General features: G+C 62.6%; 12 protein-coding genes. All 12 read right to left on the bottom strand.

Features of this window, described 5'->3' with window-relative positions:
- On the bottom strand, positions 1-1,004 hold a 1,004-nt coding region (locus ACLHHB_RS13570), incomplete at its 3' end, for an ABC transporter permease subunit (RefSeq protein WP_410218815.1).
- Position 1,005: 1 nt separating this feature from the next.
- A complete protein-coding gene (locus ACLHHB_RS13565) occupies positions 1,006-2,262 on the bottom strand; it encodes an amino acid ABC transporter permease (protein ID WP_410218814.1) in 1,257 nt (418 codons plus the stop codon).
- A gap of 122 nt (positions 2,263-2,384) precedes the next feature.
- A complete protein-coding gene (locus tag ACLHHB_RS13560; RefSeq protein WP_410218813.1) occupies positions 2,385-3,410 on the bottom strand; it encodes an amino acid ABC transporter substrate-binding protein in 1,026 nt (341 codons plus the stop codon).
- 169 nt (positions 3,411-3,579) lie between these two features.
- Entirely contained in the window at positions 3,580-4,293 is a 714-nt protein-coding gene (locus ACLHHB_RS13555) for an ATP12 family chaperone protein (RefSeq protein WP_410218812.1), read from the bottom strand.
- Positions 4,290-4,946: an HAD-IA family hydrolase gene (locus ACLHHB_RS13550; protein ID WP_410218811.1), complete on the bottom strand. Its 657-nt coding sequence runs from the start codon at positions 4,944-4,946 to the stop codon at positions 4,290-4,292. The genes ACLHHB_RS13555 and ACLHHB_RS13550 overlap by 4 nt, the downstream gene beginning before the upstream one ends.
- Positions 4,943-5,998, bottom strand: coding sequence for an RluA family pseudouridine synthase (locus ACLHHB_RS13545; RefSeq protein WP_410218810.1), 1,056 nt, complete (start codon positions 5,996-5,998; stop codon positions 4,943-4,945). The genes ACLHHB_RS13550 and ACLHHB_RS13545 overlap by 4 nt, the downstream gene beginning before the upstream one ends.
- Positions 5,995-6,369, bottom strand: a complete 375-nt coding sequence (locus ACLHHB_RS13540) for a fluoride efflux transporter FluC (RefSeq protein WP_410218816.1) — start codon at positions 6,367-6,369, stop codon at positions 5,995-5,997. The genes ACLHHB_RS13545 and ACLHHB_RS13540 overlap by 4 nt, the downstream gene beginning before the upstream one ends.
- 31 nt (positions 6,370-6,400) lie before the next feature.
- Positions 6,401-7,717, bottom strand: a complete 1,317-nt coding sequence (locus ACLHHB_RS13535; RefSeq protein ID WP_410218809.1) for a replication-associated recombination protein A — start codon at positions 7,715-7,717, stop codon at positions 6,401-6,403.
- Positions 7,718-7,778: 61 nt separating this feature from the next.
- Positions 7,779-8,369, bottom strand: coding sequence for an acyl-homoserine-lactone synthase (locus ACLHHB_RS13530; RefSeq protein WP_410218808.1), 591 nt, complete (start codon positions 8,367-8,369; stop codon positions 7,779-7,781).
- Between the two features lie 59 nt (positions 8,370-8,428).
- On the bottom strand, positions 8,429-9,040 hold the full coding sequence (locus ACLHHB_RS13525; RefSeq protein ID WP_410218807.1) for an autoinducer binding domain-containing protein: 612 nt from the start codon (positions 9,038-9,040) through the stop codon (positions 8,429-8,431).
- A 288-nt stretch (positions 9,041-9,328) separates the two neighbouring features.
- Positions 9,329-9,748, bottom strand: coding sequence for a 50S ribosomal protein L17 (gene rplQ, locus ACLHHB_RS13520; protein WP_410218806.1), 420 nt, complete (start codon positions 9,746-9,748; stop codon positions 9,329-9,331).
- Positions 9,749-9,856: 108 nt separating this feature from the next.
- Positions 9,857-10,210: DNA-directed RNA polymerase subunit alpha C-terminal domain-containing protein (locus ACLHHB_RS13515; RefSeq protein ID WP_410218805.1), on the bottom strand; the 354-nt coding region annotated here is incomplete at its 5' end.

Here is a 10,210-nt window from a genome sequence, read left to right as displayed (position 1 = left end):
AGCAGGGACGCCACGAACAGCAGCGTGATCAACGGAACGCCGCGGATGAACTCGATGAAGATCACCGCAAGTGACTTGACCAGGAACATGTCCGACCGCCGCGCCAGGGCCAGCACGATCCCCAGCGGCAAGGACAGCGCGATGCCGGCCACGCCGATGGTCAGCGACAGCAGAAAGCCTCCGAAGCGGTCCGAGCGCACCGCCTCGATCGACAGCGGCAGTATCCGTTCGGCATCACCAGCCGCATCGCCCGCAAACATCAGCCAGAACAGCACCGTTACCAGCACGGCGGCAACCGTCGCCAGCAACGGCGAGAGGCGCGACAGGACCCGCCACGCCAGCCAGCCCAGCAGCGGTCCGACCAGCACGAAGACCGCGCCCCACAGGCTGCCGCCCCACAGGAACCAGACGCCCAGCAGCGGATAGACCAGTGAAAAGGGCAGCAGCCAAGCGACGTTGCGTTCGGACAGGAACAGCCCGCCCGCCAGAACGATGGCCGCAAAGACCAGCCAGCCTGCGGGCGCACCCAGCACCAGCATCGCCCCAAGCGTGGCAATGGCGGTGATGGCCAGCACGATCCGCCGGATGTTCAGCGCGGGCGCGAACAGCACCGGCGCCAGCGCCACCATCAGCAGGCCAAAGGTCATCGTCGGACGCCAGTAGAGCGTTTGCGGATAGAACCCGAACACGTACTGGTTCCAGCGCTCCCGGATGACGGCAAAGCAGGCACCGCGCGCACCCTCGCCCCAAGTCGCGATTATGATCTGCCGGCATTCGTTCAGGCTGGAGGCGTTCCAGACCGAATGGGCGAACCAGTCCCAGAAGGTGGCGATCAGAAACCATACGATTAAAAGGCCCAGAACGGTCAGGATCGCGTTCACCGGGCCGGAAAACAGGTTCTCGCGCAGCCATCGGACTGATCCGGATTCCCGCAAGGGTGGGGATGCGGCGGGCAGCATGGTATCGCGCACAAAGGCGACGGTCTGGGCGTGGGTGTCGCTCATCTCACCGCTCCTTCAGTTTGACGCGGGCATTGAAGACGTTCATCCCCGCCGAGATGATCAGGCTGAGGACCAGATAGGTCAGCATCATCAGCACGATGGCCTCGAGTTCCCGGCCGGTCTGGTTCAGGGTGGTGCCGCCGAGCGTGCCGCGCAGGTCCATGTATCCGACCGCGATCGCCAGGGAACTGTTCTTGGTCAGGTTCAGGTATTGGGAGATCAGTGGCGGTATGATGACCCGCAAGGCTTGCGGCAGGATCACCAGGCTCATGGTGCGGTTCGGGCGCAGGCCGAGGGCAAAGGCCGCCTCGGACTGTCCGCGGCTGACGGCAAGAATGCCTGCCCGCACGATCTCGGCAATAAAGGCGGAGGTATAGAGCGTCAGGGCCAGCCACAGTGCGACCAGACCGTTCGACACGTTCAGCCCGCCGGTAAAATTGAAGCCCTGCAAGGTCGGCGCCTCCAGATGCAGGCCGAAATACCAGATCAGGAACAGTGACGGCAGGACCATGACGGCTAGGCTTTTCCACCAGGTCACCGGCCGTTCGCCGGTGCGATCCTGCACCGATTGCGCATGGGACAGGAGGACACGGCGCAGGAACCAGCCCCCTACCAACGCCACGACAAAGGCAATCGTGGCCCAGTTGAAGGTGACGCGCGCGCCCAGGTCCAGGCTGCCCGGATCATTGGTCATGGCAAGCGTCGGGATCGAGGTATAGCGGTTTGTCAGCGCCACGTGGTCGAACAGGATCATCGAGGCGGCCGGGTTTTCACCGCGATACGCGTTGGGCGGCGGCATGATCTCGGTAAAGATCGCATAGATGATCAGGATCCACAGCAGCAGCGGCATGTTGCGGAAGATCTCGACAAAGATGGTCATCAGCCGGGCGAACAGCCAGTTCTTCGACAAGCGCGAGACGCCGACGATGATCCCCAGGAACGTCGCCGCGATGCAGCCCAGCACGGACACGATCAGCGTGTTCAGCAACCCCACGACCGAGGCGCGCAGATGCGTGTCATCGGCGGTATAAGGGATCGGCGTCTGCGGGATGTCATAGCCCGCGCGCTGAAACAGGAAGCCGAAATCAAAGCTTTTGCCCATAAGGGCCAGGTTGCGGACCGTGTTGTCGATCAGCCACCAGAAAAAGGCCATGACCAAGATGAACACGATGACCTGAAAGGTCAGTGACCGGTACCGTCGGTCATGGACCAGCATGCTGAGCCGGAACGGCGGTGTCGCCGATGCCGAGATGTCCGTCATTTCATTACCCCTGTGACCCGCCATCGGCTTGTTGCCGCTTTTGCACTGGGGCGGGTTTGTTCTTGCACCGAGAAGGAAGACGGGCCGGATCCGCATGGATCCGGCCCGGATGTTTCAACCGATCAGCGGAACGGCGGAGCGTAGAGCAGGCCGCCCTGCGTCCATTGCGCGTTCAGGCCGCGTGCGAGGCCGATGGGGGTCTGTTCGCCGATGTTCGCGGCAAAGATCTCGCCGTAATTGCCGCCGGCCAGGATCGCCCGGCGCGCCCATTCGGCATCAAGTCCGATCATCGCACCCAGTTCGTCCGTTGTGCCCAGCAGTCGCTGCACCTCGGGATTGGTGGACGAACGGACCAGCTCCTCGATATTGCGCGAGGTGATGCCATATTCCTCGGCCGCGATCAGCGCGTTCAGCGTCCAGCGTGCAATGTCGCCCCAGTTGCTGTCACCGTGGCGAACGGCCGGCCCCAGCGGCTCTTTCGAGATAATCTCGGGCAGGATGATGTGGTTTTCCGGGTCGGCAAAGGCCGCGCGCGTGGCCGCCAGTCCCGAGGCGTCCGTGGTATAGGCGTCGCAGGCGCCTGCCATGTACTGCTGTTCACCCTCGGCATTGCTGTCGATGTTGACGGGCGTGTAGGTCATGTTGTTGGCGCGGAAATAATCGGCCAGGTTCAGTTCGGTCGTGGTGCCGGTCTGGATGCAGATGGTCGCACCCTCCAGTTCCTTGGCCGAGGTGACGCCCAGTTCCCGGTTCACCATGAAGCCCTGACCGTCGTAATAGTTGACGCCCACGAAGTCGAGATTCAGGTCCGTATCGCGCGAGAATGTCCAGGTCGAGTTGCGGGCCAGGACGTCCACCTCGCCCGAGCTGAGCGCCGTGAAGCGTGTCTGGCCGGTGGTGGGCACGAAGCGCACCTTGTTCGCGTCGCCCAGGACGGCTGCAGCCAGCGCGCGGCAAAAGGCGACGTCAAAGCCGGTCCAGTTGCCGCTCGCATCGGGTGCCGCAAAGCCGACAAGGCCGGTGTTGACGCCGCAATTCAACTCGCCCCGTTCCTTGACCTGGGCTAGGGTCGAACCCTCTTGGGCCATGCCCATGCTTGCCAGCACAGTTGCCGTGGCCATCGTCCCCAGGAAAACCGTTCTTTTCATTGTTACCTCTGTGTTGGAGCACCAGTCCCGCGTCAGGACCAAAGCCGGCCCGGATCGTCGGAAACGCCCTTCTTGTGATAGCGCCGCGCATCCCTGTGCCGCCCTAATAGGCGACATTGTGCCGATACAACATCATCCGTCAAGAACCCGTCCCCTGCGCCGGTCGCATTCAACCTGTGCGGGACAGTTGCCACAAACGTTCTGCCCACTCGATGGCCACGAGACGACCGGCCGCGGCCTCGCGCGCTTCCTCGTCCTCTCCCCAGCGTTCCATCTGGAATTCCTCGTCGATGCGGGACAGTTGATGGGCTTCGCCGCCGGTGATTCGACCGCGGATGACTGCAAGGCCAAGCACCAGAGAGCCCGGGATCGTCACCAGATCGTGCAATGCCGTCAGCCCGTAAAGGTCCAGCGCCGCCACCTGCGCGTGGAGCCGCTGCAGGGCAGCCGCATCCTGTTCGACCGGAATCACGCCGTGGGTGATGCGCAGGGGCGCCCGCAATTCGACCGCTGCCCAGTCGACCAGCGGGTCCCAGCCTTCGGCCTGTTGCTCGATCAGCGCTTCGGGTTCAGTTGCCCGATAACACAGCAGGTCCGTGCCGCCATATTCGGCAAGCATCCGGACGACGTCGTCCCGCTGTGGGGCCACCTTTTCCACGGCCGAGTTGGCTGCCCGCGTCAGGGGCATGGTGTGGGGGAGAATTTCGTTTTCCTGCGCCCGCCATTCGGCGGCAACGGCCTCGGCCAAGGCCTCTGTCGGCAGGACCAGCGCCTGCTTGCCCGGGGTGCGCAACTTGCGGTCGTCTAGCCGAACCTCCCAGCCGCCTTCTGCCGCACGGGTCGAGGCCGTCGTCCAGAATCGCCGTGCCTTCCACTCGCTCATGCCGCCCACTCCTCGATCGCGTCTGTCAGGGCCTCGAAGTCCGTGACGATGCGGGCAGCACCGGCGTCGGACAATGCCTCGACCGGGTGATAACCCCAAGTCACGCCGAAACCGGTCAGCCCGGCAGCCTTGGCCATTTCCATGTCAAAGGTCGTATCACCGATCATCACGGCCTGTCCGGCCTTCGCACCCGTCTCGGCCAAGGCGGCCAGCAGCATCGAAGGATGGGGCTTGGAAGGATGTCCGTCCGCAGTCTGCAGGCTGAGAAACCGCCCCTGCAGCCCATGCGCCGCGATCATGGCGTCCAACCCGCGCCGCGACTTGCCCGTGGCGACCGCCAGCACCAGATCGTCATGCTCGGCCAGCCTGTCCAGGCAGTTCAGGGCGCCGGGGTAAAGCGGTGCCGCCTGCTCGAGGCGCGCGCGCATGAAACTGTCCTTGTAGCCCTGAACGATCCGCGCCTGGGTTTCCGGATCGGCGTCGGGCGCCAGTTGCGCCACCGCCACCGGCAGTGACAGGCCGACGATGGTCAGCACCTGCGCCTTGGGCAGGGGCAACAGGCCGGCCTCCTGAAAGGCAAAGCTCATGGCATGGTGGATGTGGTTCTGGCTGTCGACCAGCGTTCCGTCCACATCAAAGACGACAAGCCTCATTCGACCTCCGCAAAAGGATCGTCCGGCACGTCGTTTTCATGCCAGCCAAGGGAATTCCACGTCCGCATCATGTGTTCGGGCAGCGGCGCGGTAAGGGTCATGCGCTTCTTCGTGATCGGATGATCAAAGCTGATGCTGCGGGCGTGCAGGTGCAGCTTCCGGCTGATCTCTCCGCCCAGCTGCGCGCCCCAGCCGTCGCCCAGATTTTCCTGCCCCGAGCCGCCATATTTCCCGTCACCCACGATTGGATGACCCAGTTCGGCCATATGTGCCCGCAACTGGTGTGTACGACCGGTGATGGGCACCAGTGCGCACCAGCTGGCCCGGGTCCCAAGGGCGTCCAGCACGGCATAGTCGGTGGTGGCCCGCTTGGCGCCCTCGGTCGCCTCGATGTCGCGCGGGTGGACGGCGATCATCTTCTCGTTGTCGCCTCCGCGTCCGCCGCCACCCTTGACCAAGCCATAGCGGATCGTCCCCATGCGGGGATGCGGCACACCCGCGACGGCAGCCCAGTAGATCTTGCGCGTGGTGCGCGACCGGAACGCCTCGGACAGCGCCCGCGCAACGCGGTCGGTGCGTGCCAGCAGCAGGACACCCGAGGTATCCTTGTCCAATCGGTGCACCAGCTTGGGCCTGTCCTTGAAGCCGAACATCAGCGCCTCGGTCAGCCCGTCCACATGGCGGCTACCCTGCCCGCTGCCACCTTGGCTGGGCAGGCCCGGCGGCTTGTTCAGTGCGATGATATGTTCATCCTTCCACAGCACGGCCGCCTGGATCATCTGGATATCGCTGTCGATCAGCCTTGGGCCCAAGGGACGGGCAGATTTCTCAGCCGCAGGCTGCGCCTCGGGCAGCGGCGGGATACGCACCTCCTGCCCCGTCTCGATCCGCGTTGCCGCCTTGACGCGTCCCCCGTCCACACGCAACTGACCGGTCCGGCACATCTTTTCGACCGTCCCCTGCGACAACTGCGGAAAGCGTTTCTTCAACCAACGATCCAGGCGCTGATCGCCCTCATCCTGTCCGACCGTAATGGTCTGTACGCCGCTCATGCCCAAATTCCTCGTCCCAAGGCCAGCCCGGCCACCACCGCTGCCAGCGACAGCAGGACCGAGCCTGCCGCATAGGCCAACGCAACAGCGCCCTGACCCCGTTCCCATATCGTCAGCACATCCAGCGAAAAGGCCGAAAATGTCGTGAATCCCCCCAAGAGGCCGCTCAGCAGAAAGGGCCCCCAGCCCTGTCCCAGCCGATGGGCCAGCAACATCGCCAACAGCCCCATCAAAAAGCTGCCCAGCGCATTGACCAGCCCTGTCGCCAGACCAAGCGAGGCCCAGTGCGGCGGCATCGCGCGGTAAACGGCAAAGCGGCAGCTTGCGCCGATGGCCCCCCCGATCGCGACCTGTGCCCAGTGGTTCATCATCGCGCGGGTTTGTGGCGGCATGGCGGCAAAGTCAACTGCCGCGCTTGAGCCGCTGCGACACGAACCAGTCCAGGCGGCGCTTTAGCTCACGTTCGAATCCGCGCTCGACCGGAGTATAGAGAACCGGGTGCTTCATGCCGTCCGGGAAATAGTTCTGCCCGCTGAACCCATCCTCGGCGTCGTGGTCGTAGGCATAGCCCGCGCCGTAACCTTGTTCCTTCATCATCTTCGTGGGGGCGTTCAGGATATGGGCCGGGGGCATCAGGCTGCCCGTCCGCCTGGCTTCGGCCCGTGCGGCCTTGTAGGCGACGTAGCCCGCGTTGGATTTCGGCGCCAGCGCCAGATAGATCACCGCCTGCCCCAAAGCCAATTCACCCTCGGGAGAGCCAAGACGCTCGTACAGCGCCCAGGCATCCAGACAATGCCGCACGGCAGCGGGATCGGCCAAGCCGATATCCTCGATCGCCATCCGGGTGATCCGGCGCGCCAGATAGCGGGGATCCTCGCCCCCCTCCAGCATGCGCGACAGCCAGTAAAGGGCGGCATCCGGATCGCTGCCGCGCACCGACTTGTGCAGCGCCGAGATCAGGTTGAAATGCTCTTCCCCGGCCTTGTCGTACTTTGCAGCCCGCTTCATCAGGCGCTGGGCCAGCATGTCCGCATCGACCCTGGTGTCCGCCTTCCAGGCGGCCACCTGTTCGATCAGATTCAGTGCGGCGCGGCCGTCGCCGTCAGCCATTTCCAGTAACGTTTCGCGCGCTTCGGCGGTCAAGGGCAGCTTGCGGGCCAGTTCACGCTCGGCACGCTGTGCCAGCAGTTCCAAGTCGGCCAGCGACAAACGCTCCAGCACGATCACCTGGGCGCGCGACATCAGGGCGGCATTCAGCTCAAAGGAAGGATTTTCGGTCGTGGCGCCAACCAGAAGGATGGTGCCATCCTCCATATGCGGCAGAAAGCTGTCCTGCTGCGCCTTGTTGAAGCGGTGGATCTCGTCCACAAACAACAGCGTGCCTCGCCCCTGCTGACGGCGCAGCCGGGCGGCGTCGAAGACCTTGCGCAGGTCCGGTACGCCCGTAAAGATGGCGCTGATCTGGACAAAGGCCAGATCCGTCTCGTCCGCCAGCAGACGTGCAATCGTGGTCTTGCCCACCCCCGGCGGCCCCCAGAGGATCAGGGACAACAGGCTGCCCGCAGCCAACATGCTGCCCAACGGTCCCTCGGGACCCAGCACCCTCGCCTGACCAATCACCTCGGACAGGCGCACAGGCCGGATCCGGTCGGCCAATGGCCGGACCGCCCCATCGAATGCAGGTTTCGGAATAGGAACGCTATCGAACAGATCAGCCATGACAGGTCTATCCTACGGCTGTTGCAGGCACGGCAACAACCCTGTTTGCGCCCAGATCCGTTCAGTGCATTTTTGCCGCCAGATCGATCGCGACACACTGGAAGCTGCCGTCGTCGATGATCATTTCGCGGCCCAAGGCCTCGGCGGTCAGCCCGCAGCGGCCATACCAGCGAGGCCAGTTCGCGCCGGTCAACGCGATCAACTTGGTCGCCCCCATGTCGCGCGCAGAAGAGGTCATGGCTTCGACCATTTTGAAGTGCACCTTGCGACGGTACATCTGCGGAATAGAATGATTGACGAAGACCCGCGAACATTCCCAGACATGGGGATCGACGGGCGCGGGATCGTACAGCAGGTCCTGTGGGATCGAGCCGCCCAGAATACCCGACTGTGCGTCACGGATCATGTAGGAATAGATGCCGCAGCGGGCAGTGGTGGGGGTCAACCGGATGCCTGCAAGGATCTGCCCCTTGTCATGAATCGCGATCCAGCGGCTTTGAGGCGTGTCGTACTGGTCGAACTCCATTTCATCCGCTTCCGGAAGATCCCAGTTCTTCTGGATGATGAAGCTTTGTCGTCTAGCGCGAAAAAGATTTGCAAAAAGCTCGCCATGGTTGTGTAAATTGGAAAAAGAAAGAGTGGTGATCTGCATGGGCTACTCCTGAGGGGACGAGTGCGCCTGCACTGTCTCGCAAATCTGACGAGCGACGGTTACAGCAAGCGGTATTCCTTGGCCCTTTGCAGCGCCTCGGCAGTCGTGCGCGCCTGAAGGCGCTCCCGCACAGAGATCAATCTTGCCTTGAACGCACTTTCGGTAATGCCAAGTTTGGCAGCGGCCGCTGCATGACGATCGCCCTCTGCGATACAGCGAAGGGCTTCTTTCTGAGCCTTGGTGAGGCTCGCCGGCGGTTCCGTCAATTCGTGAAGCCGCCGAACGGTTGTCGAGATCTCCTCGATCTCGGAATCCGTGAATTCGCGATCCGCCCGTGCGAAGGAGGCGATGGTGCGCGAGGCAATGGGCCCATGCGATACGGTCAGCCCGAAGATCAGACCGTGATCCGCCGCATCCTGGAGGATGTTGAAGGGATCGGGAATGGGCAGTGCGGACCAACGACATGCCCCTGTGGTCGAGAACCCCCAGGCAATCGTAGGGTCACGCAAGGCATAACCGTTCAAGGAATAGAACTCGGACCATTCCTCGGCATAGGTCTGGAACTGCATCAACGGTGCAGCAAAGCGGATGTGCAGCCCGACGAAATAGCCGGACAGTGCAATCTTCCCGAGTTTTCTTAGACCGGCATTGATGTCTGCGCGAGAGGACATGTCTGGTGCTGATAAAAAAGGTTTCGTTGAGCTTGGACGTAGTAGTGGCCTGTTTTTCTTTCCAGACCGTTAACGATGTCCAGATTTTGCTGCAAATCACTTTAACCCATGACCCATCAAAACGGTCAGGGGCATATCTTCATTATGTATGCTACTAGCAGGATGACGTTGACGGAAGCCTAAGATTTACCGCTGCCGTTACGTCAGCAAGTGCAAATAGAGTCAAATGACAAAAAACCCCGCTGCGCAACACGCAACGGGGTTCCTTGTGAAACAATTACCGGCTCTTCAGTCTTCGGATGCCATCTCAGCCTCAAGGCGGGTGCGATCGGCAGCACCTTTGGCCGAGGTATCACGATCCACCAGTTCGATGATCGCCATGGGTGCCATATCGCCGTAACGGAAACCCGCCTTCAGGATGCGCACGTAACCGCCTTGACGGTCCTTGTAACGCTCGCCCAGAACGTCGAACAGCTTGGCAACATGCATGTCCTGCTTCAGCTGCGAAGCAGCCTGACGACGAGCGTGGAGATCACCACGCTTGGCCAGCGTGATCAGCTTCTCGACGATCGGACGCAGTTCCTTGGCTTTCGGCAAGGTGGTCTTGATCTGCTCGTGCTCGATCAGTGAGCCGGACATGTTGGCGAACAGCGCCTTGCGGTGTTCGTGGGTACGGTTGAGGCGGCGATAGCCACGGGCGTGACGCATGATGATCTCCTACAGCGTGTTTTGCTTTGTCCGGCGGCCCATGCGTGCGGGCCACTCTCCTTGGGGCGGATGCCCGGTCGTCGGCGGGGGTCGCCCCCCGCCGTTGTCTCAGAACTGGTCGTCGAAACGCTTGGCCAGGTCCTCGATGTTCTCCGGCGGCCAGTCGACCACGTCCATGCCCAAGTGCAGGCCCATGCCCGACAGCACTTCCTTGATCTCGTTCAAGGACTTGCGGCCAAAGTTCGGGGTCCGCAGCATCTCGGCCTCGGTCTTCTGGATCAGGTCGCCGATATAGACGATGTTGTCGTTCTTGAGGCAGTTCGCCGAACGGACCGACAGCTCCAGCTCGTCCACCTTCTTAAGGAGGAGCGGATTGAACTCCAGCCCGTCCTCGAGCGCGCCGGCCGTGGCCGATTCGGGCTCTTCGAAGTTGAGGAAGATCGAAAGCTGGTCCTGCAGGAT

The organism is Paracoccus sp. (in: a-proteobacteria), assembly GCF_046462195.1.
Classification (GTDB): Bacteria; Pseudomonadota; Alphaproteobacteria; order Rhodobacterales; family Rhodobacteraceae; genus Paracoccus.
This window is presented reverse-complemented; position numbering and strand designations above follow the sequence as displayed.

What these genes read in the sequence shown, in the direction of transcription:
- ACLHHB_RS13545 (WP_410218810.1), bottom strand. Translation starts at nt 5,998, where the DNA reads ATGAGCGGCGTACAGACCATTACGGTCGGACAGGATGAGGGCGATCAG.
- ACLHHB_RS13525 (WP_410218807.1), bottom strand. Translation starts at nt 9,040, where the DNA reads ATGTCCTCTCGCGCAGACATCAATGCCGGTCTAAGAAAACTCGGGAAG.
- ACLHHB_RS13535 (WP_410218809.1), bottom strand. Translation starts at nt 7,717, where the DNA reads ATGGCTGATCTGTTCGATAGCGTTCCTATTCCGAAACCTGCATTCGAT.
- ACLHHB_RS13560 (WP_410218813.1), bottom strand. Translation starts at nt 3,410, where the DNA reads ATGAAAAGAACGGTTTTCCTGGGGACGATGGCCACGGCAACTGTGCTG.
- rplQ (WP_410218806.1), bottom strand. Translation starts at nt 9,748, where the DNA reads ATGCGTCACGCCCGTGGCTATCGCCGCCTCAACCGTACCCACGAACAC.
- ACLHHB_RS13540 (WP_410218816.1), bottom strand. Translation starts at nt 6,369, where the DNA reads ATGATGAACCACTGGGCACAGGTCGCGATCGGGGGGGCCATCGGCGCA.
- ACLHHB_RS13555 (WP_410218812.1), bottom strand. Translation starts at nt 4,293, where the DNA reads ATGAGCGAGTGGAAGGCACGGCGATTCTGGACGACGGCCTCGACCCGT.
- ACLHHB_RS13565 (WP_410218814.1), bottom strand. Translation starts at nt 2,262, where the DNA reads ATGACGGACATCTCGGCATCGGCGACACCGCCGTTCCGGCTCAGCATG.
- ACLHHB_RS13550 (WP_410218811.1), bottom strand. Translation starts at nt 4,946, where the DNA reads ATGAGGCTTGTCGTCTTTGATGTGGACGGAACGCTGGTCGACAGCCAG.
- ACLHHB_RS13530 (WP_410218808.1), bottom strand. Translation starts at nt 8,369, where the DNA reads ATGCAGATCACCACTCTTTCTTTTTCCAATTTACACAACCATGGCGAG.